This window comes from Paenibacillus sp. JNUCC 35, from assembly GCF_058269095.1.
On record NZ_CM177771.1, the window covers coordinates 2,077,656 to 2,103,470 of the forward strand.

At 51.9% G+C, this 25,815-nt stretch carries 22 protein-coding genes and 1 other annotated feature; of the genes, 15 read left to right on the forward strand and 7 right to left on the reverse strand.

Translation table 11 applies throughout. The features are described 5' to 3' along the window. Window positions 1-100: 100 nt before the first annotated feature. The 6 genes from AC2TF6_RS09550 (at window position 101) to AC2TF6_RS09575 (ending at window position 6,904) form a co-directional block, all read left to right on the forward strand. Window positions 101-1,993: a glucose PTS transporter subunit IIA gene (locus AC2TF6_RS09550; protein ID WP_491310829.1), complete on the forward strand. Its 1,893-nt coding sequence runs from the start codon at window positions 101-103 to the stop codon at window positions 1,991-1,993. Continuing rightward, a complete protein-coding gene (ptsP, locus tag AC2TF6_RS09555) occupies window positions 1,986-3,716 on the forward strand; it encodes a phosphoenolpyruvate--protein phosphotransferase (RefSeq protein WP_491310830.1) in 1,731 nt (576 codons plus the stop codon). Before AC2TF6_RS09550 ends, ptsP begins: the two co-directional genes overlap by 8 nt. Window positions 3,717-3,747: 31 nt before the next feature. After that, the gene (locus tag AC2TF6_RS09560; protein WP_009672636.1) at window positions 3,748-4,293 is read left to right on the forward strand and encodes a type 1 glutamine amidotransferase domain-containing protein; all 546 of its coding nucleotides are present in this window, start codon (window positions 3,748-3,750) and stop codon (window positions 4,291-4,293) included. 165 nt (window positions 4,294-4,458) lie between these two features. Then, window positions 4,459-4,905, forward strand: a complete 447-nt coding sequence (locus AC2TF6_RS09565) for a hypothetical protein (protein WP_491310831.1) — start codon at window positions 4,459-4,461, stop codon at window positions 4,903-4,905. Between the two features lie 241 nt (window positions 4,906-5,146). Beyond that, window positions 5,147-6,166, forward strand: a complete 1,020-nt coding sequence (gene ccpA, locus AC2TF6_RS09570) for a catabolite control protein A (RefSeq protein WP_491310832.1) — start codon at window positions 5,147-5,149, stop codon at window positions 6,164-6,166. A 39-nt stretch (window positions 6,167-6,205) separates the two neighbouring features. Beyond that, entirely contained in the window at window positions 6,206-6,904 is a 699-nt protein-coding gene (locus AC2TF6_RS09575) for a 5'-methylthioadenosine/adenosylhomocysteine nucleosidase (RefSeq protein WP_218228457.1), read from the forward strand. A gap of 159 nt (window positions 6,905-7,063) precedes the next feature. Here the strand turns inward: AC2TF6_RS09575 and AC2TF6_RS09580 are convergent, their stop codons facing one another. Beyond that, on the reverse strand, window positions 7,064-8,242 hold the full coding sequence (locus AC2TF6_RS09580; RefSeq protein ID WP_491310833.1) for an acetoin utilization protein AcuC: 1,179 nt from the start codon (window positions 8,240-8,242) through the stop codon (window positions 7,064-7,066). Between the two features lie 36 nt (window positions 8,243-8,278). Next, the gene (locus AC2TF6_RS09585) at window positions 8,279-8,917 is read right to left on the reverse strand and encodes a GNAT family N-acetyltransferase (RefSeq protein WP_009672639.1); all 639 of its coding nucleotides are present in this window, start codon (window positions 8,915-8,917) and stop codon (window positions 8,279-8,281) included. Window positions 8,918-9,123: 206 nt separating this feature from the next. On the opposite strand from AC2TF6_RS09585, the gene acsA reads away from it, so the two are divergent. Together acsA and AC2TF6_RS09595 are read left to right on the forward strand one after the other, a co-directional pair. After that, window positions 9,124-10,848: an acetate--CoA ligase gene (acsA, locus tag AC2TF6_RS09590; protein ID WP_491310834.1), complete on the forward strand. Its 1,725-nt coding sequence runs from the start codon at window positions 9,124-9,126 to the stop codon at window positions 10,846-10,848. 115 nt (window positions 10,849-10,963) lie between these two features. Next, window positions 10,964-11,329 carry a hypothetical protein gene (locus tag AC2TF6_RS09595; RefSeq protein ID WP_491310835.1) on the forward strand — a complete coding sequence of 122 codons (366 nt, stop codon included), beginning with the start codon at window positions 10,964-10,966 and terminating at the stop codon, window positions 11,327-11,329. A 259-nt stretch (window positions 11,330-11,588) separates the two neighbouring features. Here the strand turns inward: AC2TF6_RS09595 and AC2TF6_RS09600 are convergent, their stop codons facing one another. Then, window positions 11,589-14,687, reverse strand: coding sequence for a transglycosylase domain-containing protein (locus AC2TF6_RS09600; RefSeq protein WP_491310836.1), 3,099 nt, complete (start codon window positions 14,685-14,687; stop codon window positions 11,589-11,591). 145 nt (window positions 14,688-14,832) lie between these two features. Further along, window positions 14,833-15,149, forward strand: a binding site (T-box leader). A 60-nt stretch (window positions 15,150-15,209) separates the two neighbouring features. Between AC2TF6_RS09600 and tyrS the strand changes: the two genes are divergently transcribed. Next, window positions 15,210-16,475, forward strand: a complete 1,266-nt coding sequence (tyrS, locus tag AC2TF6_RS09605; RefSeq protein WP_491310837.1) for a tyrosine--tRNA ligase — start codon at window positions 15,210-15,212, stop codon at window positions 16,473-16,475. Between the two features lie 97 nt (window positions 16,476-16,572). Here tyrS and rpsD read toward each other — a convergent pair whose 3' ends face one another. Next, the gene (gene rpsD, locus AC2TF6_RS09610; RefSeq protein ID WP_217557720.1) at window positions 16,573-17,178 is read right to left on the reverse strand and encodes a 30S ribosomal protein S4; all 606 of its coding nucleotides are present in this window, start codon (window positions 17,176-17,178) and stop codon (window positions 16,573-16,575) included. A 317-nt stretch (window positions 17,179-17,495) separates the two neighbouring features. Here rpsD and AC2TF6_RS09615 point away from each other — a divergent pair, with 317 nt between their 5' ends. From AC2TF6_RS09615 to AC2TF6_RS09635, 5 genes are all read left to right on the forward strand, one after another. Next, the gene (locus AC2TF6_RS09615) at window positions 17,496-19,511 is read left to right on the forward strand and encodes a diguanylate cyclase (protein WP_491310838.1); all 2,016 of its coding nucleotides are present in this window, start codon (window positions 17,496-17,498) and stop codon (window positions 19,509-19,511) included. Between the two features lie 195 nt (window positions 19,512-19,706). Next, window positions 19,707-20,420, forward strand: coding sequence for a TVP38/TMEM64 family protein (locus AC2TF6_RS09620; protein ID WP_491310839.1), 714 nt, complete (start codon window positions 19,707-19,709; stop codon window positions 20,418-20,420). 50 nt (window positions 20,421-20,470) lie between these two features. Then, on the forward strand, window positions 20,471-21,586 hold the full coding sequence (locus AC2TF6_RS09625) for an aminopeptidase (protein WP_491310840.1): 1,116 nt from the start codon (window positions 20,471-20,473) through the stop codon (window positions 21,584-21,586). Window positions 21,587-21,690: 104 nt separating this feature from the next. Beyond that, entirely contained in the window at window positions 21,691-21,939 is a 249-nt protein-coding gene (locus AC2TF6_RS09630; RefSeq protein ID WP_009672583.1) for an HPr family phosphocarrier protein, read from the forward strand. A 145-nt stretch (window positions 21,940-22,084) separates the two neighbouring features. Then, window positions 22,085-22,369 carry an Fpa/YlaN family protein gene (locus AC2TF6_RS09635; RefSeq protein ID WP_009672628.1) on the forward strand — a complete coding sequence of 95 codons (285 nt, stop codon included), beginning with the start codon at window positions 22,085-22,087 and terminating at the stop codon, window positions 22,367-22,369. 48 nt (window positions 22,370-22,417) lie between these two features. Here the strand turns inward: AC2TF6_RS09635 and cax are convergent, their stop codons facing one another. Continuing rightward, the gene (gene cax, locus AC2TF6_RS09640; RefSeq protein ID WP_491310841.1) at window positions 22,418-23,461 is read right to left on the reverse strand and encodes a calcium/proton exchanger; all 1,044 of its coding nucleotides are present in this window, start codon (window positions 23,459-23,461) and stop codon (window positions 22,418-22,420) included. A 198-nt stretch (window positions 23,462-23,659) separates the two neighbouring features. Between cax and AC2TF6_RS09645 the strand changes: the two genes are divergently transcribed. Then, on the forward strand, window positions 23,660-24,046 hold the full coding sequence (locus AC2TF6_RS09645; RefSeq protein ID WP_009672597.1) for an Asp23/Gls24 family envelope stress response protein: 387 nt from the start codon (window positions 23,660-23,662) through the stop codon (window positions 24,044-24,046). Window positions 24,047-24,154: 108 nt separating this feature from the next. Here the strand turns inward: AC2TF6_RS09645 and ftsW are convergent, their stop codons facing one another. Both ftsW and AC2TF6_RS09655 read right to left on the reverse strand, forming a co-directional pair. Next, the gene (ftsW, locus tag AC2TF6_RS09650) at window positions 24,155-25,336 is read right to left on the reverse strand and encodes a putative lipid II flippase FtsW (RefSeq protein WP_491310842.1); all 1,182 of its coding nucleotides are present in this window, start codon (window positions 25,334-25,336) and stop codon (window positions 24,155-24,157) included. A 12-nt stretch (window positions 25,337-25,348) separates the two neighbouring features. Continuing rightward, complete coding sequence (locus tag AC2TF6_RS09655; protein WP_491310843.1) at window positions 25,349-25,693, reverse strand: YugN family protein; 345 nt, start codon at window positions 25,691-25,693, stop codon at window positions 25,349-25,351. Window positions 25,694-25,815 lie beyond the last annotated feature (122 nt).

Here is a 25,815-nt window from a genome sequence, read left to right on the forward strand (position 1 = left end):
TGCATGACGCCAACAAGCGGGTCTTCGGACCCGCTTATTTGTTTTTGACAAAAAGTGCGGTAGCCATTAGGATCGAAATAGAGAGGGGGCAAGGCTTAAGTTGAACTGGATGGGAAATTTGCAGCAATTCGGGCGTTCTTTGATGCTTCCGATGATTACGCTCCCTGTTGCCGCAGTGCTTATACGACTGGGAATCCTGCCATGGGATAGTATGGGGGCGGCATGGCTCGGCGACATGATGCTGCTTGCGGGTCATACTATTTTTACATATTTGCCGCTCGTGTTCGCGGTAGGCGTTGCTCTCGGTTTGACGGAGAATGCGGGTATCGCCGGACTTTCCGCACTGATGAGCTACTTTTTATTCACCGTACTGACCCAGCATCAGCTGGGCGAAGCGTTTCAACTGGGTGTCGCGGGAGGAATCCTGATCGGTCTGCTGTCGGCGGTCGCGTACCACCGATGCAAGCGAATCCAGCTCCCCGAATACGTACAGTTTTTCGGAGGGCCGCGGATGGTTCCGCTTATTATGGGAGTCGTTACGCTCGCCCTGTCCATTCTGATGATCAAGCTGGGCCCCGTCCTGGAGAACGGGATGGAGCAGTTGACGGCATGGGTTCTCAGCCTCGGCGGATTCGGTGCTTTCTTGTACGGCATCGCGCATCGTCTTCTTGTGCCTTCCGGGCTTCATTATATCCTGAACAATTTCTTCTGGTTTCAACTGGGTGCTTACAAAGAACCGAACGGAGACATGGTTTACGGCGATTTGCCCCGTTTCTTCGCGGGTGATCCGACGGCCGGGGCCTACATGGCCGGACTGTATCCGATTATGATGTTCGCGCTTCCCGCCATTGCCTTCGCCATTATCCACGAGGCCCGGGAAGATTTGAAGCCTCATGTCCGAGTGACTTTTATGACGGCGGCGCTGACTTCGTTCCTGACCGGCGTCACGGAGCCGATTGAGTTTGCCTTTCTGTTCGTCGCTCCTTACTTGTTCGTGATTCATGCCATTTTATCCGGCTTTGCCATGTGGATCGCATATGCGCTGAATATCTCGCACGGCTTCTCTTATTCCGCCGGAGCTATCGATTTTGTCATTAACGAGCATTTGTCGCGCAACGGTTGGATGCTCATTCCGATCGGACTCGTGTTCGGAGCGGTGTACTATGTCATGTTCAGGTACGCCATCCGGCGTTACCGCATTCCGACCCCGGGGCGGGAGGAAGGTTCATCGCTCGAAGAATGGGCAGGCGATATCCCTTACCGGGCGCCGCTTATCGTCCAAGCGCTCGGAGGCAAGGGGAATATCAAGAAAATCGAAGCTTGCATCACACGGCTGAGATTGACGCTTGAATCCGACCGCCTCATGGATATCGCCGCACTGAAGCACCTTGGAGCGGCCGGAGTCATCCGCTTAGGCGGCGGCAACGTGCAGGTCGTTTTCGGCACATTCTCCGAGCTGATCCGGGAAGAAATCATGAAGCTGCTGCGCAAAGACATCCAGCTTGTGCTCTTCAGTTCCCCGATGGCGGGGAGAATGATTCCGCTGGAGGACGTTCCGGACCGCATTTTTGCGGGGAAAATTGTCGGCAACGGGGTTGCTTTCATACCGGATAAAGGGGAGCTGCTGTCGCCGGTAGCCGGTAAAATCATGCACGTCTATCCGACGATGCATGCGCTTGGGATTCAGACAGAGGAAGGACTTGAAGTTCTGCTGCACATCGGCATCGACACATCCACATTAACCGGAAATTTCTTCGAGGCCCAGGTACAGCCCGGAGACGAGGTGGAGGCGGGGCAACTGCTGATCCGTTTTAACTACAATCAGTTGAAGAAGCACGCCAAATCGCTGGCCACCCCTATGGTGATTACCAATTCGGACCGTGTCAAATCATGGAGCTTCGCCCCCTATAAATCCGTGAAAAAAGGGCAGGCGTCCGTGATGTCCGTTGTGCTGAAAAAACCGGAACAGAGCGGAGGGACTTCAAATGTTTAAAGGGATAGGAGCTTCATCGGGGATCGCCATGGGTCCCGCTTACGTGATCCCCGCCTGGGACTGGGAGTTCCCGGATAAGATGGTGGACGCCACCGATTTGTCGTTTGAATTCGAACGGCTGTATGACGGGATCCGTTCGTCCAAAGACGAATTGGAACATATCAAACAAGAGATCCGGGACGTCCTGGGCCAGGAGCAATCGTACATTTTCGACGCTCATCTGGCGATTCTGGAAGATCCCGTGTTTATGAACGAAATTCAGGGCATCATCAGCCGGCAGTACAAAGCCGCAGAGGTGGCCGTCAAAGAAGTGATCGACAAATTCGTCGAAATGTTCGACGTGCTGGACGATGACTATATGAAAGAACGGGCCATGGACATTAAAGACGTAGGCAACCGTCTTCTGAAGCATCTGTTGGGCAGCGGGGACGATACTCCGCCGCCGACGGATCATTCCTACGTACTCGTGGCGAAGGAGCTTACCCCTTCCCAACTGGTGCATCTGGACCCGGCCCGCGTTCTGGGTATCGTCACGATGATGGGCGGACTGACCTCGCACACGTCGATTATGAGCCGCGCGATGGGAATTCCTTTCGTGCTCGGGCTGGAAGGCAAGCTTATCCGGCCTATTCAGAACGGAGACTTGATGATTGTGGACGGCGAGGAAGGGATCGTCTACGTGAACCCCGACAGCAGCACCGTGGAGCTGTACGAGTCGCGTAAGACGGACTGGCTCAAGCACCGCGAGCGGCTGCAGGAAATCGCCCACGTCCCGTCCATGACTCAGGACCGCAAGCAGGTCCGGCTGGCGGCGAATATCAGCTCGATCAAAGAAATCGATCAGGTGCTCAAAAACGGCGCCGTCGGGGTCGGTTTATTCCGCTCGGAATTTCTCTACATGGATCGCGACTCCCTGCCGGATGAAGAGGAGCAGACCGAGGTGTATAAGCAGGCGGCGGTCAAGCTGGACGGCAGGCCGCTCATCATCCGCACGCTGGATATCGGCGGAGACAAGAAGCTGGATTATCTTCCGCTTCAGGTGGAGGAGAATCCGGCACTGGGATGCCGCGCTATCCGGATCTCGCTGGATCGCCGCGAGCTGTTCAAAACCCAGCTTCGCGCGATTTTGCGGGCCTCGCACTTTGGTCAAGTAAAGCTTATGTACCCGATGATCTCCTCGCTAGGCGAGCTCAGAGAGGCCAACGCTCTACTGGTGGAAGCCAAGCAGGAGCTGAAAAGCCGTGGCAAGCCGTTTAACCCCGACATTGAGGTTGGCTTGACGATCGAAGTGCCGGGCGCGGCCCTGATTGCCGACGTTCTGGCCAAAGAAGTCGATTTCTTCAGCATCGGAACCAATGATCTGATCCAGTTCGTTTTGGCGGTGGACCGGATGAACGACAGCATCGCCCATTTGTACAATCCGTATCATCCCGCGGTAATCCGCCTGCTGAAGCTGACCATTGATGCGGCTAAGGCGGCCGGTATACCCGTTGCCGTATGCGGGGAGTTCGCCGGGGATATCCGCGCGCTGCCTCTTTGGCTGGGGCTAGGCATCGAGGAGCTGAGCATGTCCGTCCAGCTCATTCTTCCGATCAAGCACCGTCTGCTGACGAGCAATCACGCCGAGTGCGAACGCCTGCTTCAGGAAGTCCTGCAGTGCGGCACCAGCGAGGAAATCGAGCAGGTGCTCCGGCAGGCGGATTCCCGGTCGAGCGCTTCTTAACCTATTCTCACTAAACCAGGAGGGATTTACTATGACCGTACAGGATTTGAAAGGCCAGCGCATACTGGCGTTTGTCGATGAGGAGTTCGAGGATCTGGAAATGTGGTACCCCGTTCTTCGTTTGCGGGAAGCGGGAGCAGTCGTCGATATCGCAGGGCCTAAAGCGGGCGAAATTTATCACGGCAAATACGGTGTGCCGATTACGACGGATGTCGCGTTCGGAGACGTAAGCGCGGCCGATTATGACGGGCTGTACGTGCCTGGCGGCTGGGCGCCCGATAAACTGCGCAGATATGCCGACGTTCTGCGGTTTACCCGCGAAATTCATGAGGCGCAAAAACCGATTGCGCAGATTTGTCACGCGGGCTGGGTTTTGATTTCGGCCAAAATCGTGGAAGGCTATACGATGACCTCTACGCCGGGCATCCGGGATGATCTTGAAAATGCCGGAGCGATCTGGGTGGACGAGGAAGCCGTGGTCGACCGCAATATCGTTTCGGGGCGGCGTCCTCCGGATCTGCCCGCTTTTATGAAAGCTTTTATTGAGGTATTGATTCAGAAAAAGGCCTCAAACTAGCGATTGGCACAGAGATTACGCTGCCTTCAAAAATAAAATGAAATTTTCATAAAAAGGGAATATGTGACAGTCCCCGAAAAGCAGGAATCTTATTCACCCGGATAGAAGTAGCTAGGTAAGACGAAGACAGCAAGGTTTTATCGGCTGCTAAAGGAGTGAGTGATTATGCAAAAAGGGTACTGCTGCGGACAACCGATTCATTTATGCCTAAGAACCGTCGTTTTTCAACAGAAGGTAGAGATTGAAAACGTACCCATCTACTCATGCGAAGCATGCGGGAAAAGCGTTGTTTATTCGAGCGTAAAACCTAAAGTTACGGAATTGATCGATACGTTGGGCCCGAAACCGGAAAAGCAGATCCTGCGGTTCGAAGACGTGTCCGAAATCGCCTGCCTCATTGTACGGCTCGCCTGTTCCTCTGAGGATGGGTACGGATTTAAGCAGGCCGTGGAGGAAAGAGTCAATGAACTGCTGGATCTGCTGCTTCTGGCTGCCTCTGTCGGGGATAGGGGCTGGGAGGGGGAGATTCGCAGCAGGCTGGCCCAAATCAGCGAGCATATGCTGTCGGACAATCGGTTGCAGGAAGTTTTTGCGGATAGGACCAGCGGCTGATTGCCCGCAGTGCCCTTTCCTTACATACCCACCCGCCGGATGCGCTTGGATAGGATTGCAGTTGATTACATAGCCAACTTGTACGATGGAATTCCTGCGGGGAGCGGGTATGAAAATCGGAGAGTTGGCTTTCATGCGTATTTTTTGCTACTATTAGGTGTGAAAGTGTTTTAATTGCGAAAAGGGAAATAATGTCGTATGATAGTCTGTAATATGGCAAGGACGACGAATATTCGAATAAATGGAGAGAGTGACCGTGACCGTTACTATTTATGACGTAGCAAGAGAAGCAGGAGTATCGATGGCCACGGTTTCGCGTGTCGTCAACAATAACCCGAACGTGAAGCCGCAGACAAGGAAGAAAGTATTCGAAGCAATCGAACGGCTCGGTTATCGCCCCAATGCTGTTGCCCGGGGACTTGCATCGAAGAAAACAACGACAGTCGGCGTGGTTATCCCCGATATTTCAAACTCGATTTTTGCGGAAGTGGCGCGCGGAATCGAAGATATTGCGAACATGTATCATTACAATATTATTTTGAGCAACGCCGACAAGAAGAAAGAGAAAGAAATCCGCGTCATCAACACCCTGCTGGAGAAGCAGGTGGACGGGCTTCTCTTTATGGGCGGCGTCGTGACGGAAGATCATATCAATGCGTTCCGGACTTCTTCCGTTCCGGTTGTGCTCTGTGGTACGGCCGACGAGCAGAACGTAATGCCGTCCGTCGATATCGATCACGAGAAAGCGGCTTACGATGCCGTGCAGCTTCTGATCGAGAGCGGCCACCGTACGATCGCCATGATCTCCGGACCTCTTCAGGATCCGGCTAACGGCTTTGCTCGCTACCAGGGCTACAAGAAGGCACTGGAGCACGCAGGCATCGAAGTGAACGAAGATTACGTAAGACTGGGCAATTACCGGTATGAATCGGGAATCGATGCGACGGATTATTTCCTGAAGCTGCCGACGCGCCCAACCGCTATTTTCTCGGCGACGGACGAAATGGCGATCGGCGCCATTCACAAAATCCAGGACGAAGGGCTTTTCGTACCGAAGGATATTTCCGTGATGAGTATCGATAATATCCGGATGGCTTCTATGGTGCGTCCTCAATTAACGACAGTGGCACAGCCTATGTACGATATCGGCGCGGTGTCCATGCGTCTGCTTACGAAGTTGATGAACAAGGAAACGATGGAACTTACTCAAGTCGTTCTCCCGCATGAAATCATTAAGCGCAGCTCAGTGGCTCCTCGTTGAGCCGCTTTTTGTTGAGCGGAAAGTAGAGGTTACACAAGGATGATAAATAAAATCGGTCTGATCGGCGCCATGAATGAAGAAATCGAACTGCTTGTCGGCGGGATGAGCGGCGTAACCGAAACGAATAAAGCCGGCATTACATACAGGGAAGGCCAGTTTGAAGGCAAATCCGTTGTGGTTTGCAAGTCGGGAGTAGGCAAGGTGAACGCCGCCGTCTGCACGCAAATTCTGATTGACGGCTTCGGCGTTGATGCCGTGCTGTTTACAGGTGTTGCCGGAGCACTGGATCCCGAGCTGAATATCGGTGATATCGTCATTTCCACAACCTGCATGCAACATGATATGGATGTGACGCCCCTTGGATTCCCGCGCGGAGTCATTCCTTACGAGGAAGTTTCGGTCTTCAAAGCGGACCCTCAGCTGGTTGAACTGGCGGATGCGGCAAGCCGGGAACTGTTCCAGGGAAGAACGAAGCAAGGACTCGTCCTGTCCGGAGACCAATTCGTCGCTTCGCGCGACAAAGTGGCGGAGCTTCACCAGGAGCTCGGCGGGACCTGTACGGAGATGGAAGGCGCGGCTGTGGCGCAGGTTTGTTCCATGAACAAAGTTCCGTTCGTCGTGATCCGGTCCATGTCCGATAAAGCGGACGGCTCGGCGCACGTTAATTTCGCGGAGTTTACCAAGCAGGCTTCCGAAAATTCGCACCGGATCATTGAACATATGGTGCGCTCGTTATAATGGACGGATGGGCATATGAAAAAGGCTGACGGGTTTTATACCGGTCAGTCTTTTTTGTTCCAACGGATTTGTATGCAGCGCCGTCCGGCATGCACGCAGCAGCGCAGATATCACGCATGAGCGGAAGCAAATTCAATTAAAAAACCGTGGAGATCGCTCTTATTTCAAATAAAGCAGAGCGATCTCCACGGTTTTCTTGTTCTTCTCGGCAATAATGTCCCGGCGCGGGATGGGTTCCCAATCGTCGACGTCGTCGAGCCAAGTGGCAGGCAGCTTAACGGGGCTGCCCGGCTGATGCTCGGCAAGCCAGCCGGCGGGCAGGGGAAGGAGCGGATTGCTCTCCAGCTCCTGAAGCAGCGGGTGGCCGGTCATGACCAGCCAGACCAGGCTCCAGGCACGCGGAACGACCCTATAGATGTCATATCCTCCGCCGCCGAGCGCAACCCAGCGGCCGTCACACCACTTGTCGGCCAGCTCGCGGATAAGCTCGGGCATTTTTTTGTAGATCCGCATGGAACAGTGTACGTGGGCCAGCGGATCAAGGGCATGCGCGTCACAGCCGTGCTGCGACACGATGATATCGGGCTTGAAACGCTCAATCAGCGGCACCAGAACCGCTTCAAAGCTTTCAAGCCAGGAGTCGTCTTCGGTGTACGGCTCCACCGGAACATTCACGCAGGTGCCGAAGGCTTCGCCCTCGCCCCGCTCCGTCACATCCCCCGTCCCCGGAAATAAATATTTCCCGGTTTCATGAATGGAGAACGTGCATACGCGCGGATCGCTGTAAAAGCTCCATTGAACGCCGTCTCCGTGGTGGACATCCGTGTCGATGTACAGAACCCTCGCGTTGTAGTGCTCGGTAAGATGGGCAATGGCCGCGGAAGCGTCGTTATAGACACAGAAGCCGGCTCCCTTGCTCTGCAGAGCGTGGTGCAGGCCGCCGCCCAGATGGAACGCGCGCTTCGCTCTACCGGACATTACGGTGTCGGCAGCCGTTATGGAACCGCCGACTACCATTGAGGTGACGTCATGCATCCAGGCGAAATAGGGCGTGTCCTCGGTGTCCAATCCGTACTTGGCCGCGCTGTTAACCCACTCAAGCGAAGGGGAGAGTTCGCTAAGCGCTTTCACGGCATCGATATAAGCGGGTTGATGGACGCGGAGAAGCTCGTCATCGGTGGCTACACGGGGAGTGACGATTTCGGAGTCGTTCAGAGCTCCGGCCTTTCTGAGAAGGTCAATCGTGAGCAGCAGTCTTTTCGGATTAAAAGGATGTTCCTCGTTGAACTTGTAGGTCGCTTCATGCTCGTTAAATACAAAAACCGATTCGTTCTTCATCTCGAGCTGTTCCTCCCGTAACCCAGGAAATGGTTCTTAATACATGAACCGTTGTTGAAAGCGGATGCGGTCGAACTGCTCGACGGAAGCCAGGGGAACTTTGCTTCCGATGCGAACCATCAGGCAGTTGGCCGGGTGCGAACATATTTCCGGATCGTCGGTGGCAAACCACACCATATCTACGCATTTCATCAGGTTTTCCATCATTTTGCGATAATCCCATACACTGAGCCCGCTGCTTTCCAGGTCCCAATGCCAATAATATTCGGTCGTGAACGTAATGACGTTCTCCAGTTGTCCGTCCGTAAAGGCGAGCCGGATCATCTTCTTGCCGAGTCCGAGAGCCCGGTAGCTGTTGGCAACTTCGATCGCCCCGAGTTCAATCAGGTCGGGCATATTGCCTTGGGACCAGCGTTCGATTTCATCGGGATAATGGAAGGTGACATAGCCTACAATCCAGTCCCCGGTACGGGCGATAATAATGCGGCCCTCGGGAAGCTCCGCGATTTCGATCAGGGCTTCGTGCTGGTCTCTCGGCTTGCGGAAAGCGTCCAGATCGGCATGCATCTGAAGGCCTCGCAGGTGATCAGGGGATACGGGACCCTCCACGGTGATCTCCGCATCCAGGTCAGGCGGTACGAAAGAGTGCGAATGATAAATTTTTTTATGGTCCATGAGAGGGAGTCTCCTTAAAAGCGGCGTCGGTAACGCAGTTCTCTCTATACTCTCTTATATCACATTTTTCGGCAAATTGAAAAGCAATAGGCAAACATAACCTGCTGTGATATAATATACATGGTGAAAAGTGCGCTTTTCTTCCTGTCAGGCACAAAGCATTCAAAAAAGATTGAAAGCGTTTCAATTGTCGGGAGGTAGGAGAAATGAACCAATTAAAAGGTGAAGTGGTAGATGCGGTTTCACAAAACGGCAACCTAGGCAATTACGAGAAAGCCCGGGAATCGTTCAATTGGGAAGAGATAGAATCCAATTTTTCCTGGTTCGATACGGGCAAAGTGAACATGGCTTACGAAGCGATCGACCGCCATGCCGAATCTTCCAGAAAAGACAAAGTTGCCCTCTATTATAGCGATCAGAAGAGAGACGAGTCCTATACTTTCTCTCAATTGAAAACGACATCCAATCAATTCGGGAATGTGCTCCGCAAACTTGGTGTGAATAAGGGAGACCGTATCTTTATTTTCATGCCGCGTACTCCGGAACTGTATATGGCGCTTCTCGGGGCCATCAAGATCGGTGCGGTAGTCGGACCGCTTTTCGAAGCATTCATGGAAATGGCGGTACGCGACCGTCTGCAGGACAGCGAAGCTGTTGCCATTATTACAACACCCGCACTCGTACACCGTATCCCAACGGCCGAGCTGCCTAATCTGAAGCATGTCATTGTCGTTGGCGAAGATCTTGATCTTCAGGAAGGCCAAGTGGATTTCCACAAGGAAATGGCGCAGGCGTCCGAAGAACTCGATATCGAATGGGTAGACCGTGAAGACGGATTGATTCTGCATTACACATCCGGTTCGACAGGCAAACCTAAAGGCGTTTTCCATGTGCATAACGCCATGGTTCAGCATTACTATACGGGCAATATTGTCCTTGATCTTAAAGAAGACGATGTGTACTGGTGTACGGCCGATCCAGGTTGGGTTACCGGCACATCTTACGGTATTTTCGCCCCTTGGCTTAACGGAGCTACGAACGTAATCCGCGGCGGACGTTTCAGTCCGCAGGACTGGTATAATACGATTCAGAAATACGGAGTGACCGTCTGGTACAGCGCTCCGACCGCTTTCCGTATGCTGATGGGTGCCGGAGACGATGTGGTCAGCCAGTTTGATCTGTCCTCGCTCCGTCATGTACTGAGCGTAGGTGAGCCTCTTAACCCGGAAGTCGTCCGCTGGGGTCTGAAAGTATACGGCCAGCGTATTCACGACACCTGGTGGATGACCGAAACAGGCGGCCAGCTCATCTGTAACTACCCGAGTATGCCGATCAAGCCGGGCTCCATGGGACGTCCGATTCCCGGCGTGGAAGCCGCCATTATCGATGACAGCGGCAATGTTCTTCCGCCTAACCGGATGGGCAATCTCGCGGTCAAAACGCCTTGGCCGTCCATGATGCGCAAAATTTGGAACAACCCTGCGAAATACGAAGAGTATTTCAGATTAACCGGCTGGTATATATCCGGGGACTCCGCTTACATGGATGAGGACGGCTACTTCTGGTTCCAGGGTCGTATCGACGATGTTATTAACACCGCGGGCGAGCGGGTAGGCCCGTTCGAGGTGGAAAGCAAACTGGTCGAGCATCCGGCCGTTGCGGAAGCGGGTGTTATCGGCAAGCCGGATCCGATGCGCGGCGAGATTATCAAAGCGTTCATCGCGCTTCGCGAAGGGTTCGAGCCATCCGATGAACTTAAAGCGGACATCGCCAAGTTTGTAAAAGAAGGTTTGTCTGCGCATGCATCTCCTCGCGAGATCGAATTTAAAGACAAACTTCCTAAAACGCGCAGCGGTAAAATCATGCGCCGCGTGCTCAAAGCTTGGGAACTTAACCTGCCGACAGGCGACCTGTCGACGATTGAAGATTAAGAGAGGAAAGAGCGGCCGTCAGGCCGCTCTTTTTTCTTTAAGCTTCTTTTATTTAACTATTACCTGGTTGTTCGTAAAATAGTCAAATAGTGATAGAAGGTGAGTTTAAGAAATCATGTATGCAGTTATCGGTTTGTTGGATGAACAGACAGAACATCTTATTAAAACGATTTGGAGAGAACTCCAAGAAAGATCGATTTCTTTTTATGCGGAAGAAATTGTAGATAGAAGGCCTCATATGACAATTGCCAATCATAACAACCTGGATAAAATTGAGTTTGTAAATGAAATGGATAAATTTTATGAGGATAAACCCATTATTCATTTCCTCATCAATTCGATTGGTTCTTTTCTAAACTCAGGGGCACTGTATTTTGCTCCGGTAGTTACGGAACAATTAACGAACCTTCATTCTAATCATCATCAGCACTTCGGTAAGTTTAACGACATACCCGATTCCCTATATGCTCCTGGGAACTGAACACCGCATTGTACAATAGCCAATAGATTATCCGAGCAAAAACTAGAAGAAGCATTCAAATACTGTTTAAAGAGAACGGCTAACATAACCGGTCATATAGCTGAAATTGCACTTATCGAGTTTGTTGATAAAAGCAATGTTCCGGTGATTTACTCTAAAAGATTAATTGGTTAAAAAGAAAAGCCCGGAGCTGCCAAGCAATCAAGCTTGGCAGCCTCACGGGCTTTTCTTTAACATTTATCCGGCGCGGTCCGCGGACTTAACGTGCCGCATATTTTACCGCGGAAGACAACCGGGATTCGCCGGCATCGTTCACGGCCGACACTTTGTAGTACCCATCGTGTTTTACGGACGAGATTGCGTATTCGGAAGAGAGAGCGGCATCGATCTTTTTGTAACTTCCGTCCGCTTTCTCGGCATAGTAGACATTGTAGCGTTTAACTTTATCTTTGGAAGAATTCTCGTTCCATTGTAGCCTCAAACCACTGCCGTTTCCTTTCGCGGTAAGTCCTGAAGGAGAGGACGGTGTCTGCTTGGGATCCGATTCCTGGTCGGAACCGCCGTTCCCTCCGTTTTGGCTGCCTCCGTCTGACCCGCTGCCTCCGCCTCCCGGAACTAATCCGGAGTCAATGGAGGAGTTGGAGCCCGTTGAAGAGGCTTTTCCGGGAGCGGATTCCCGTCCGGCTACGTCAACCGCCGTGACATAGTAAGATTGGGCGGAAGACGGGCTGACACTGTCCGTAAACTTGCTGTCGCTTCCGGTCATGACAACCTTACCCGTCTGCCGAATATACGGACCCCCGTTGTCGGAGCGGTACAGCCGGTAGCCGACTACGTCGTTGTTTCCGCTCGGCTGGAACGTGATGACCACGGAGCCGCCCGATTTGGTTGCCGCCACTCTCGAAGGGGGATTCGGATCGCTTCCGTCATCCTTGCGCGGATCGATCTCAGAAGGCGCGTCCTCATCGTAATCCTTCGGTTTGTAGAAGCTGAGCGGACGGCGGTTTTTGGCCGGGAGTTTGTTCAGAACCGCGGAAAGTTCCTTCAGCAGGGTATTGACCGACTTCTCGCGGACAATAACAAACTTGGATTTTACCATGTCGCCCGGAGTCTGATCCTGTGCGATATAGTTAATGCCGTTGTATTCGATGGTGTTCATCGATTTCATGGAATTATCGACAGTTTTAGGGATGTACTTCCGGTTAAACCAATCCGTCACCACGTGTCCGGACTGCCGGTTCAAATCGCTCGGAAGCTTGCCGGATACGTCGGAAACGGTCGCCTGAACGACCGTAGAAGGCCGTTTAAACGAGGTGTCCGGGAACAGCTCGGGTTTCTTCTCGACGGCCGCGTTCATAATGAGCGACCACATGTTCATGGCACGCTGAGTCCCGGCTTTGCTGAGCTTATTCACCGGAAGCTCGTAACCCGCCCACACACCGACCGTAATGTTCGGAGTATACCCCATGAACCAGGCGTCGGCGTCATCCTGCGTAGAGCCGGTTTTACCGACCACCGGTATTTTGCCGTAAAATTTAAAGCTTTTCTTGATACTTGTCGCCGTTCCTTCGGTAATAACGGTTCTCATCATGTCTGTAATCAGGTAGGCTGTCTCCTCGGAGAAGACACGCGTCGGCTTCATTTCGTGCTCATAAATCACTTTGCCGGTCGAATCCGTAATTTTCCGGATCATAAACGCTTCGTTGTACAGTCCTTTGTTGGACATGGCGGCATAAGCACCGGTCATATCCTTGACGGTCACGCCGTATTTAAGACCGCCGATTACGCCCGTTTGAGCGTTATAATCGTCTTTTTCAATCGTGGTTATTCCCAGTTTCTTGGCGAACGTCCAAGCTTCCTTAATTCCGACGGTGTCCGTGAACAGCTTGATCGCCGGGATGTTGTAGGATTGGTTCAACGCCTTGCGGGCAGTGATCAGACCGCTGTACTTGTGGTTCCAGTTCTCGGGAATGTGATAGCCTTTCGCTCCGTCCTTCAAAATTACGGGCGAATCGTCGATAATGCTGGCCGGCTGAATTTTGCCGGATTCCATGGCGGGAATGTATGCCGCAATCGGCTTCATCGTGGAACCCGGCTGCCTGACGGCCTGGATCGCGTTGTTCATCTGCGATTTGTTGAAATCGCGGCCTTCAATCATCCCGAGAACGGCGCCCGTTTTGCTGTCCATCATGACCGCTCCGACTTGTTCCTCGCCTTTTTTGGAATCGGTCGGGGAATAGTTCTTCGCTTCTTTGCCGATCGTCTGCATGGAGTCATAGATCGTTTTGTCTATGCTCGTGTAAATCTGATAGCCGCCGCGCAGAAGCTGAGTATGCATAGCCTTGGATGCTTCGTTGTAAGCGGCCGTGTCTTTCTCGGGATCAAGGTCGGGATTCTGCTGCTTAAGAAGCAGATTGACGGCTTCCTTCTCGGCTTCAATCATGAGATAGGGGTAGCTGGCATATGCTTTTTGCTGGCGCTGGGCAAGAGAAGCTTCAATACCGAAGGCGAGTGCCTCGTTGTACTGCGCTTCGTTTATTTTGTTTTCCTCGCGCATCCGCTTCAGCACAAGCTTCTGGCGTGTAATCGCGTTTTTGAGTCCCGTCGGATTGGGCGCGCCGCTGCTCGTGTATGCCGAGTAGTTGCTCGGCTGTTGAGGAAGGCCGGCTAGGTATGCAGCCTGGGCGACATTCAGCTGTTTCAGATCGTCGATATTGAAGATGCCTTTGGCGGCCGCTTTAATGCCGAACAGGTTATAGCCCGTAGCTCCGTTTCCGTAAGGGATTTTATTTAAATAGGCCAGCAGAATCTCGTCTTTGGATAAAAGTCTTTCCATCCTCAAGGACAGCAGGATTTCTTTGGCTTTACGCCCCTCATCCCGGTCCAATGTCAGAAAAACGCGCCTGGTCAGCTGCTGGGTGATCGTACTTCCGCCGGTTTGTACGTCTTCGTTCAGCAGTTTCTGCGTTACGGCACGGGATAAGCCTTTTAAGTCAACCCCGTTGTGTTTGTAAAAATCGTTATCTTCAATCGCGAGCACCGCATCAAGAACGACTTGAGGAATTTCCGCCAATTCGGCAAGCCGCCTGTCTTCTTCCGTACGAAGCTGTCCGATAACGGCATCGTCGTTAAAGTAGACAAAACCCGTGATGGCGTTCTCTTCGATTTTTTTGCGCATTTCCTCTTTATTTCGGACGGGTTCGTTTTTGACCAGAGCGCTCACGTAACCGAAAGCGGCGGCTCCCCCCATAATTCCGACAACAAGAAATGCCACAAACAACCACTTAACCGTATGAAAAGTGACTTTAAGCGTTTTTCGGACTCCCGGATTTTGTAAAAAAGAGAGTTTTTTTGCCATATTACCAGGATTCCTCCTTTAATAACCGCCTCAATTATAGCACAAAGCCAAAATCTTGAATACCGCCGGGACTTTGGTCCTAAGGACTGCGGATTGACATCGTTTGTTTCTTTATGATATAAATTTAAGGAACTGGATATTAATCAAAAATGCGTCGATGGACTTCAGTAGCGGGAAGATGCAGGGAACAGAGAGCCGATGGCGGGTGTGAATCGGTGCCGGTCTCCTCAGCGAAATACCGTCCGGAGCAGAGATTGTGAACACGAGAGCAGCCGGCCGTATCATCCGGAACGGCTTGACGACCGCCGCCTGGACAGGATCGAGCGGAAGTTTCTTTCAGTAGCTTTCTTCCGGGATCTTTCCCGTTATCCGAATGAAGTGAAAGCTCCTGCCCGGCCGTATGCCGGTGAAGGTGCTTTAATTAGGGTGGTACCGCGAGTTTAAAGCCTTCTCGTCCCTTGTGGACAGGAAGGCTTTTTGTTATGCAGCGAAAACTACAGCGATGAGAGGGATGGAAGCAAGATGACGATGAAAGACGTATGGGAAAAGTTGTCGGCCGAGCAGAAGGCCGAAGCGGAACGCCAGGTTGAGATCCTGCGCCGCGGAGCGGTTGAAATTGTGCCGGAGGAAGAATTGAAGCTGAAAATCGCCGAGTCCCTTGCGGACAACCGGCCGCTCAAAATCAAGCTGGGTCTGGACCCTTCCGCGCCCGATATTCATGTGGGCCATACCGTTGTGCTTCACAAGCTCCGGCAGTTCCAGGAACTGGGGCACCATGTACAGCTTCTGATCGGGGACTTCACGGGCCGTATCGGCGATCCTACGGGAAAATCCGAGACGCGCAAGCAGTTGACGGAAGAAGACGTGAAGCGGAATGCGGAGACGTACAAAAAGCAGATCTTCAAGATTCTCGATCCGGAGCAGACGACCGTTTGTTACAACTCGGAATGGCTCAGCCCCCTGACTTTTGCCGATGTGGTGGAGCTATCCGCCAAATTGACGGTTGCCCGCGTGCTGGAGCGCGACGATTTCTCCAAACGCTACACCTCCGGTCAACCTATCCACGTGCACGAGTTTTTCTACCCGCTCATGCAGGGCTACGATTCCGTTGCGCTGAAATGCGACGTGGAGCTTGGGGGCACGGACCAGAAATTCAATCTGCTTATGGGGCGCACCCTGCAGAAGGAGTACGGCGTGCCGGCCCAGGTCGCAATCATGATGCCGCTGCTTGAAGGACTCGACGGCGTTAATAAGATGAGCAAAAGTCTCGGCAACTACATCGGGATCGATGAAGCGCCTAACGAGATTTACGGCAAAGCGATGTCCGTTCCCGACGAGCTCATGCTGAAGTACTACGAGCTGGCGACGGATCTGAGCCATGACGAGCTCAGCGCGCTCCGTGCGGGAATCGAAGACGGAAGCGTTCATCCCCGCGACGCCAAAATGCGGCTGGCCGCTACGTTTGTGCGCATGTACCACGGCGAGGAAGCTGCAAGTGAAGCGGAGCGCCACTTCGTCACGGTATTCCAGCAGCGTGCGCTGCCGGACGACATCGAGGAAGTCGAGCTTGCGGCCGGGGAGCTTGAAGAAGGCGGAATCCGCCTGGTGAAGCTGCTCGTAACGCTGGGCCTGCAGGCGACCAACGGAGAAGCGAAGCGCAGTATTCAGCAGGGCGGTGTCCGCTTGAACGAAGAGAAAGTAACCGACCCGAACGCGTCCGTAGAAGTAAAGGACGGCGATATTCTTCAAGTAGGCAAGCGTAAATTCGCGAAAATCAAATTAGCTTAATGCACGAAATATGCTTCCCCCGTACAAACGGGGAGAAGCACAAAAAGAGCCCCGATCCGGAGATCGGGGCTCTTTTGCAGTCGAACCTGACGGTTGACTAGGAAAGACGGTTGTAGAACTCGACAATTTGCTTCTCGTCGATCTCTTGCGGAAGCTCGGAACGCTCAGGCAGACGAACGTATTTACCTTCCAGAGCCGCTTCGTTGAATTCAACGTAAGCCGGGAGGTAGTTACGGTTAGCCAGTGCTTCTTTGATTACGGAGAGACCGCGGCTTCTTTCACGAAGACCGATCACGTCGCCGGTTTTAACCGAGTAGGAAGCGATGTCGACTTTTTTGCCGTTTACAGTCACGTGACCGTGAGCAACAAGCTGACGCGCGCCTGCACGGGAGTTGGAGAAACCAAGACGGAATACGAGGTTGTCCAGACGGCTTTCAAGAAGCTGCATGAACGTTTCGCCCGTAATCCCTTTTTGCTTTGCAGCAAAGCTGTAAAGGTTGCGGAACTGCTTCTCGTGTACGCCGTACATGAGGCGAAGCTTTTGTTTCTCTTGAAGCTGCATGCCGTAGTTGCTCAGCTTCTTGCGTTGTCCCGGGCCGTGTTGACCTGGAGGAAACGGACGCTTGAGTTCTTTGCCGCTGCCGCTCAGAGAAATACCGAGACGACGGCTAAGTTTAAATTTAGGACCTGTATAACGTGACATATGGATGTTACCCCTCTTCAAATGTTATTTTGGATAGATGGGCAGATCACGTGATAGTTTCGCCGGCGGACGCGAAGGGCGTCCTCTGAGAAGCTTGTTCAGCCGCAGGCTAATCAGCAGCGAAGCTATAGAGGGTGAGTCACGAAAATCTCCCGACAACCTTTTGTACTCGACTACTTATTTTATGCAAAAAAAGAACATATGTCAAGCGCGGCACTCTGTATAAACTCTTGGAAAAGATAGTGCATAACTACTAAAAATTTAGTATCATTAGGAGTATACTTCTTAATTATTCGGAAGTGGAAAAGGAGTTGTCTATGAGCGACAAACTTCACCACCCCTTACCGTACTATCCCGTCGAAAACGCGAAAAAGCTTGATGAATCAAGCCTGGAGCCCTATGTTCTCCATCTTGGCAGGCAGGGCGGCGTTCTATCGCAGCGCGACGAACTCTATCAGCTTTTCAAAGATTGGATAGGCCGGTCGGCTCGGTACCTGCGTAAGTTTAATGGTTCTTTGGAACTATTTGATTCTTTCGGTCAAATTATCGGATTTTATACCGCGGATAATTTTTTGCACCCTCTATACCGGGACGGAACAGCATGGACGGAGGAGCTGCTCGAACAAACCGCTTTCTCGCAGTGTAAGCGCCACCAGAGACTGGTTACCGTCGACGGTTCCAAATATAACGAAGGGGCGCTGCGCGGCTGTGTGACCTGCGCCGCTCCGCTGTACAGCCCGTTCGGAGAATGTGTCGGAACGATCGGCATCCTTGCCGGCCCGGTTCAGGATCACGCCCTGCTGGAGGCGCTGCTCGAGTCTCAGATCCTGTCGCTGCAGCAGCTCAGCATGAGCGTCCATTCCGCCCGCATGGCGCTTTCCTTGTCGGGGCAGGTCAACCGCAGCGAGCGGGAGCTGCGCAAATGGGAGATGCTGTTCGAGATGACGAACAAGCTGCATGCGCAGATCGACGTTAATGCCGTTCTTACGGTCGTGATCGATTGCATCCAGGAGCTGTACCCGTTCGTCATGCTGGATTTGCTGCTTTCGCAGGACCATCATAACGGAGCTCTTCCCTTCAAGCTTCTCCGCTACCAGAGCGGCGAGGAAGACATCTGCGCCAAGGCGTTTCTGGAAGGCGAGCTGTTCGTCTACGAAGAAGATTTGGGAGACGGAATCCGCCGCAGGGAGATTGCGGCGCCTCTTTCGGGAAATCAGGGTGTATACGGAGTTCTTCATCTTAAATATACGTGCGATACGGTCGATCCGGCGGAGCTTTCCTTTATAACTCTGCTCGCGGACGCGGCCGGCACGGCGTTCGAGAATGCGAAACTATACGAGCATTCCAATCTGCTGGTCAACGAGCTGCGGCTCATCAACGATATGACCCAGAAGCTGACCCAAAGCTTGAGCCTTCACGAAATTTTCGATTTCGCCTGCGGAGAACTTACGGATATATTCAAAGGAGACATCTGCTGCATTCTCCAGAAGGAAGAAGAGAAGGAGCGGCTTGTCGTCAAAGCGAGCAACTTCAATCCGATGCATTACGAGCATCTCGAACTGGGGAGAGGCTACTCGGGGCTCGTTTACGACCGGAAGGAAGCCATCATCGTTTCGGATTACGACCCACGATTCCACGTTTCATCGAAACTGATGGAATTGTCGAAATCGAGATCGCTGATGGCGGCCCCGATTCTTGGAGGGGGAGAAGTGCTTGGCGTTATTCTGGTCGCTCACCGCGAGCCCCACTATTTCTCCTACGATAACTTCAAACTGCTTCAGGCGCTCTGCAGCCATATCGGTCTGGCCATCACGAATGCGACTTTGCATGCCGAGCTCCAGCGGCTGGTCATTATGGATCAGCTGACCGGGTTGTATGCGCGTCATTATTTGAATAACCAGGTACAGGAGATGCAGAAGAAAGATTTCTGCGGGTCCCTCATCGTAGTGGATATCGATTATTTTAAACAAGTGAACGATACATACGGCCATCAGGTCGGAGACCAGATTCTTATGCAGGTCAGCGGTATTCTGGCTTCAAGTATCCGCGACACGGACATCGCTGCCCGCTGGGGAGGTGAAGAGTTGGCTGTTTATTTACCGAAAGTCGGAAAACAGCAGGCTCTTCGCGTAGCCGAAAGAATCCGGGAAAGAGTCATGAACGAGACGCGTCCGGGAGTAACCGTGTCCTGCGGGGTTTCGGACTGGTTCTGGGAAGATGATAAAATCAGCGTGGAATCCCTGTTTTACAAAGCCGATATGGCCTTGTACCAGGCCAAGAATGATGGCCGGAATCAAATCGTTATGGATCAAAGCCGCTCCTTCACCTCGTGAGGAGCGCTTTTTTATGCCAAAAGGGACCGAGTCTAAGTCTGAGTCTAGGTGATATGCGCCCGCTTTACATTACATTTATTACCATTAAAAATGCTTCGTGTGGCTATTCGCCGGTTAAAAGGGTACGTGCCGCGTAATAATAGGACTCGCAGTTTACATCATCCCAGAAAATGTTACAATAAAAATGTCAGGAGGATGGCGAGTTTGAAATGGCTTACATTTATTCGTACCAAACGATTTGTTTATGGGATGACGATAGTGCTGGTTATCATTGCCGTTCTTTCGATCCTTTATAGAAAATCGGCCTGGAGGCATACGGGCGCGTCTATGGAGCAACTGACTCCATGGCTTATTTCGCTTGGCATGCTGGGCAAAACTCTGGGTATAGCCTTGGTCTATCTGCAAACCCTGTTCCCCTTCGTACCGTTCGTGCTCATAGCGGGCGCCAACGTCGCGCTGTTCGGAATCAAATGGGGGTTTGTGGTGAATTACGTGATGTCGGTGCTCGGCAGCGTGACGGCGTTTATTATCGCCCGCTATTTCGCCCATGACTGGGTCGAAAGAAGACTGAGCTCCAAGCCGCTTGTACAGCAGTTTAACAAGAAAATGGAGCATCATGGTTTTTTGTACATCCTAATGGGGAGGCTAATTCCCGTCATTCCTTCATCAGCCATCAGCTTCGGCGCCGGTGTCACGTCGGTAACGTTTCGTCAGTTCGTACTGGGGACGACGCTCGGCAAAATTCCGATGGTGCTGCTGGAATCCCTGATTGCCCATGATTTATTTCATTTCAAAGCGTATAAGGGCCGATTATTCGTTCTGCTTGCCATTTTTGTTATTCTGATGGTACTCGGCAGTCTATTTAAAAAACGGCTGGATGCTCGGAAGCAGGACAAACCGTCCTCGTGACCGAAGGAAAATACATAACCAGCGCTCATTTCAAGGAGGCAACGAAGTTCATGCGCGACCCGAGAATTCAACAGCTTGCGGCCAATTTGGTCCAATATTCGCTTGATGTTAAGCCAGGAGAAAATGTATGGATCGAGATGTACGGATCCGAACGGGAACTCGTCCGCTGTCTGATCGAAGAAGTTTATGCCCGCGGCGGTAAGCCTTACGTGGATCTGATCGACCGGCGCGTACTCGGCTCCCTGATTAAGTCCGCTACGAAGGAACAAATGCAGGAGTGGGGAGAAGCCGATCTTGCCCGCATGAAAAGAATGGACGGTTACATAGGAGTAAGAGCGGGAGAGAACGTGAACGAATGGGCGGATGTGCCCGAAGAGCAGATGAAGCTCTACAGTCTTTACTATCAGAAGCCTGTTCATTTGGAACAGAGAATCAAGCATACCCGCTGGGTGGTGCTCCGCTATCCGAACGCTTCCATGGCGCAGCTGGCCAGCATGAGCACGGATGCTTTCGAAGATTTCTATTTCGACGTCTGCAATCTTGACTACGGCAACATGGACGCGGCGATGGATCCGCTGAAGGCTTTAATGGAGCGGACTGACAAGGTGCGGCTGGTGGCGCCCGGTACCGATCTGACTTTTTCAATCAAAGGAATTCCGGCGATCAAATGTTCCGGTCAAAATAACATACCGGACGGGGAATGCTTTACGGCACCTGTCCGCGATTCCGTAAACGGAACGATCGCGTTCAATACGCCGTCGATTCAGTCGGGTGTTACGTTCGATAACATTTCATTCCGTTTCGAGAACGGCAAGATTGTGGAAGCGACAAGCAGCGACACGGCGCGCATTAACGAAGTTCTCGATATGGATGAAGGCGCCCGTTACATCGGAGAATTCAGTCTGGGCTTTAACCCTTATATCCAGCATCCGATGAAAGACATTTTGTTTGATGAGAAAATCGACGGAAGCTTGCACTTCACCCCCGGACAAGCCTACGAAGAAGCGGATAACGGCAACCGGTCCTCTCTGCACTGGGATCTCGTTCTGATTCAGCGTCCGGAGTACGGCGGCGGAGAAGTGTGGTTTGACGACGTGCTTATCCGCAAAGACGGACGGTTTGTGATTCCCGAACTCGAGGGTCTTAATCCCGAAAATCTGAAATAAGCCTTTTTTAGAACGTGCAATGGAAAAAGTTGTTGCGTGTAAGGGGTTTCATCGTGTAACATGGAACTATATGACGACGTTGAACCGTATAGGAGGAATGCTTCATGCCAAGTGCCAACAATGCAGCGATTGTGGAAATTTCCCAGACTGCGAATCAGTTCAGATCTTCCATCGTACTGCAATACGATAACAAGTATATTGACGTTAAGAGCATTCTGGGTCTGTTCACGACGCTTCTGAGCTCCGGCAACTATGAGCTTCATGTTCACGGACCGGATGCGGATGAAGCCAAGAAAGCAATGGCCGAAGTATTCGCCAAGCATCAGCTGGCCATTCAAATCGTGGAAGACTAATCCGAGAAATAAGGGCGTCCCGCATGCGGGGCGCTTTTTTATATGGTTTGAAAAGGAAGGCAAAGGCCCTTTCTCTTGTAACTTGGCTTATTTTCGTCTATATTAGACTTAAGGCGTAGGAATCTGTACAGGGGGGAAAAGAAGTATGTCTTCATCGGATTTGCTGGTGAGTATGAACCAGAAAGCACTTAATCTTCTTGAAGAAGATGCATATAAAATCGAAAAGCTGATCGAAATTCAAATGGAAAACTTGACGACTCGTCAATGCCCTTTGTACGAAGAGGTGCTCGATACACAGATGTACGGATATTCGCGGGAAATCGATTTCGCAATCCGTGCAGGACTTATTCCCGCCAATGTCGGCAAGGAACTGCTGAATAAGCTGGAGCGTAATTTGGCGAAATTGTATGAAGCCTTAAATAAAAAGTAACCCACGTCAGGCGGGTTACTTTTTTTGTTGATTCTATAAGGAAGTTCACTAGACGAGGAAGAAGACCACACCGAGGATCAGGTAAACCGCCAGCAGAAGGACCCCTTCATACCAGTTGGAGGAACCGTCCTGGGAGATGGATTTCGAGATAATAACGGCTACCCCGATGGCAACCAGCTCGTAAGTGGTGAAGACGATGTCCATTGTGTTTCCCATGAAGAAGCTCGAGAAAATAAGAACGGGAGCTACGAATAAAGCAATCTGGAGCGAACTCCCGACCGCGATCTCTACGGCGGCTCCTATTTTATTCTTCAGAGCCATCATAACGGCGGCGCTGTGCTCGGCCGCATTCCCGATAATCGCAATAAGGAAGGCGCCGACGAACAGTTCGGAGAGTCCGAATTGGGAAGTGAATTCTTCCAGCGTTCCGACGAGCCACTCACTTTCGAAGCCCACCATAACCGTGGCGAGAATAAGGAAGAGGATCGACGTCCGTTTGGACCAGGCCGGCTCGCTGTGTTCGACAACTTGATCGGAGAGCTCTTTCTTGTGCGTCACCATCGAGAAAATGAGCCACAAAATGTAGGCTACAATCAGGATGCCGGCCACGATCAGGCTCATCTGCGTCGTTTCTTTCTGGGTCAGACTTTTTGCAAACACCGCCGGAATGAATAACGCGATCACGGCAAGCGTCATCAAGGAGGCATTATGCGAGGCCAGCTTGATGTTGAAATTTTGTTCTTTAAACTTCAGACCGCCAGCCAGCACGCTCGCCCCAAGAACGAGTAGAAGATTACCGATAATGGCTCCCGTTAAACTGGCTTTTACGACATCGAACATGCCGTCTTTGACGAGAAAGAAGGCAATGATAAGCTCCGCCGCATTCCCGAAAGTCGCATTCAGGAATCCCCCCATCCGGTCACCGGCGTAGTGGGCGACACTTTCGGTCGCTTTTCCCAGGAATCCGGCCACAAACAGGATAGCCAGACACGAGATAGCGAACTGTATCGTCGTGCCCCAGTGCATATAATGCGCGACGGCACTAAGTGCGAATGTGACAATTAAACCGATGTTGAACAGGTTCTTTCTCAAAAGCTATCCCTCCGCTTAAAGCTAAGTATCTTACAGGTATGTACGCCTTAAATAATATACCCACAAATGGCAATGTTGTAAAATAAGATTTCCTCGTCATAGAAAATAACCGTTTCCTTCCGGCTGTGACGCATTCGGTTGCTTTCTCAATTGCCAGCAATTACAATAAGGATAACGATTGCTGAAGGAGTGGTTCGGATGGTCGAAGAAATTCAAACGGGTAACATACGCATTTCAGACGATGTGGTGGCTACAATTGCCGGCCTCGCCGCTTTGGAAACACCGGGAATCGCCGCGATGTCCGGCGGAATATCGGAAGGATTCGCCAAACGTCTGAGCGGTAAAAATGTTCAGCGCGGTGTTTCTGTAGAGGTCGGGCAAGTGGAAGCGGCCGTCGATCTCCGGGTCATCGTCCTTTACGGAAGCAAGATCCAGGACGTATGCAGAGAATTGCAGCTTAACGTGCGCGAAGCGGTGGAGAACATGACGGGACTCCGGATCGTAGAGGTAAACGTCAAAGTGGAAGGCGTTTCTTTCAAGGAAGACGAAGCCGCCTCGCTTGACGATCCGACCCGCGTGAAATAATCCGATTCCGGTCCGTCTGCCGGGTAGCGTACATACCAAAAAAGGATGCCCCGAGGGGCATCCTTTTTTTCTTGTCGCACAGACGGTCGGAAAAGGGAGAGGACGCTTCTAGCGGTATACCCGCGTAGTCTGCGTAACCTTCTCGACCTTCTCCTTCTTCTCCAGCCGGTTCTGCTCGCGGGAAAGGCTGAGCATGATCCCCATGCTGATCAGCGTGACCATCATGGACGATCCCCCGTAGGAGATGAGCGGGAGCGTAACCCCGGTCATCGGCAGCGTTCCGGTTACCCCGCCGATGTTGATAATGGCCGTAACTCCGATCATGGTCATAATGCCTACGCCGGTCAGCATCCCGAACCGGTCCGGACATCGGACGGCAATGACCAGTCCGCGCCAAAGGAAGATGATGTAGACCAGAAGGAAAAGTATGCTGCCGATCATGCCGAGCTCTTCGCCGATAATGGCGAAAATAAAGTCCGTATAGGGCTCGGGCAGATAGAGCTTCTGAATGCTCTGCCCGAAACCGGCTCCGGTAATTCCGCCATGCCCGAAAGCGTAAAGAGACTGCATGACCTGAAAACCGCTGTCCAGCACATCGTCCTTGGGATTCAAGTAAGCACTGAACCGTTTCATCCTTAGACCGACATGATCGGAAGCGGATTTAAAATTAAACAGAAAATAGAAGCCGAGAAACACCGTAGCGGCCAGTCCGCCTGCCACCCCTAAGGAAAACAGATGCTTCACACGGGCGCCTCCTACGAAGATCACCACGCTGGCGCAAAGGATAAGAATAGCGGCCGAACCGACATCCGGCTGGAGGATAATCCAGAAGGCGATAAAAGCCGTAATGACAACAGCCGGCATTAGGCCTTTTTTCATATGCTGGATATTGTCGCCCTTCTTGCTGATCAGCTGTGCCAGGTAAACGATTACAGCGAGCTTGGCAAATTCGGCGGGCTGAAGGCTGAACGTTCCGAGCGGGAGCCAGCTTCTTGAGCCGTTAATTCCTTTGAAAAACAGGACGGCTACCAGCATGGCAACCACCACGAGAAAGCCGGGCTTGACCCAGTTTTTCAGTTTGCTGTACCGGATATTCATGCAGAACAGCATCAAGAACGTGCCGATTACGGCGAATAAAATTTGTCTGGTCGCAAAATACCAAGGATTGTTGAATTTGGTCGATGCGTATACTGAGCTGGAACTGAAAACCATCACGAGGCCGAAGCAGACCAACGCGAAGGTCAAGAAAAGAAGCAGAAAATCTGGCGTTCCTCTGCGCGGGGTACTCAAGAGAGTCTCCTGTTACGCCAACAGTTGTTGAAGTTGGGACAACTTCTGCTTCGCTTTGTTCAAGATCGCGTCCGGAATCGGGGATTCATAGTCGAGACCGTGCGGGAATGTAGCTTTTCCTATGTATGCTTCTTCGATGTACAGAATCGCGTAAGGAGATTCCAGCTTGCCGGATTCGGCACGTGTGTTCACACGCAGGTAATAGTCGGATTTTGTCGTCGGGTCTTCCATTTTCAAATCATAAGTCGCACGGGTATATTCCCACTGCCCACGTACAAAACCGAGTTTGGTTGTTACTTCGTCGAGGTGGGCGAGATCGCTTTTCAGGCCTTTAAACCCTTTGGTTTCAATAATCAATTCAGACGCCTCCAATTTCTATGCATTCTTTAACCATGATAGTATGTTTCCCTACGTCTTGCAAGTAAGAGCAAACCCGGAATCGTGTAAAATTGTTGTCGGTTTGGCGATGAAAGACGTGG

What these genes read in the sequence shown, in the direction of transcription:
- ptsP (WP_491310830.1), top strand. Translation starts at nt 1,986, where the DNA reads ATGTTTAAAGGGATAGGAGCTTCATCGGGGATCGCCATGGGTCCCGCT.
- AC2TF6_RS09560 (WP_009672636.1), top strand. Translation starts at nt 3,748, where the DNA reads ATGACCGTACAGGATTTGAAAGGCCAGCGCATACTGGCGTTTGTCGAT.
- AC2TF6_RS09565 (WP_491310831.1), top strand. Translation starts at nt 4,459, where the DNA reads ATGCAAAAAGGGTACTGCTGCGGACAACCGATTCATTTATGCCTAAGA.
- ccpA (WP_491310832.1), top strand. Translation starts at nt 5,147, where the DNA reads ATGGAGAGAGTGACCGTGACCGTTACTATTTATGACGTAGCAAGAGAA.
- AC2TF6_RS09575 (WP_218228457.1), top strand. Translation starts at nt 6,206, where the DNA reads ATGATAAATAAAATCGGTCTGATCGGCGCCATGAATGAAGAAATCGAA.
- AC2TF6_RS09580 (WP_491310833.1), bottom strand. Translation starts at nt 8,242, where the DNA reads ATGAAGAACGAATCGGTTTTTGTATTTAACGAGCATGAAGCGACCTAC.
- AC2TF6_RS09585 (WP_009672639.1), bottom strand. Translation starts at nt 8,917, where the DNA reads ATGGACCATAAAAAAATTTATCATTCGCACTCTTTCGTACCGCCTGAC.
- acsA (WP_491310834.1), top strand. Translation starts at nt 9,124, where the DNA reads ATGAACCAATTAAAAGGTGAAGTGGTAGATGCGGTTTCACAAAACGGC.
- AC2TF6_RS09595 (WP_491310835.1), top strand. Translation starts at nt 10,964, where the DNA reads ATGTATGCAGTTATCGGTTTGTTGGATGAACAGACAGAACATCTTATT.
- AC2TF6_RS09600 (WP_491310836.1), bottom strand. Translation starts at nt 14,687, where the DNA reads ATGGCAAAAAAACTCTCTTTTTTACAAAATCCGGGAGTCCGAAAAACG.
- tyrS (WP_491310837.1), top strand. Translation starts at nt 15,210, where the DNA reads ATGACGATGAAAGACGTATGGGAAAAGTTGTCGGCCGAGCAGAAGGCC.
- rpsD (WP_217557720.1), bottom strand. Translation starts at nt 17,178, where the DNA reads ATGTCACGTTATACAGGTCCTAAATTTAAACTTAGCCGTCGTCTCGGT.
- AC2TF6_RS09615 (WP_491310838.1), top strand. Translation starts at nt 17,496, where the DNA reads ATGAGCGACAAACTTCACCACCCCTTACCGTACTATCCCGTCGAAAAC.
- AC2TF6_RS09620 (WP_491310839.1), top strand. Translation starts at nt 19,707, where the DNA reads ATGGCGAGTTTGAAATGGCTTACATTTATTCGTACCAAACGATTTGTT.
- AC2TF6_RS09625 (WP_491310840.1), top strand. Translation starts at nt 20,471, where the DNA reads ATGCGCGACCCGAGAATTCAACAGCTTGCGGCCAATTTGGTCCAATAT.
- AC2TF6_RS09630 (WP_009672583.1), top strand. Translation starts at nt 21,691, where the DNA reads ATGCCAAGTGCCAACAATGCAGCGATTGTGGAAATTTCCCAGACTGCG.
- AC2TF6_RS09635 (WP_009672628.1), top strand. Translation starts at nt 22,085, where the DNA reads ATGTCTTCATCGGATTTGCTGGTGAGTATGAACCAGAAAGCACTTAAT.
- AC2TF6_RS09645 (WP_009672597.1), top strand. Translation starts at nt 23,660, where the DNA reads ATGGTCGAAGAAATTCAAACGGGTAACATACGCATTTCAGACGATGTG.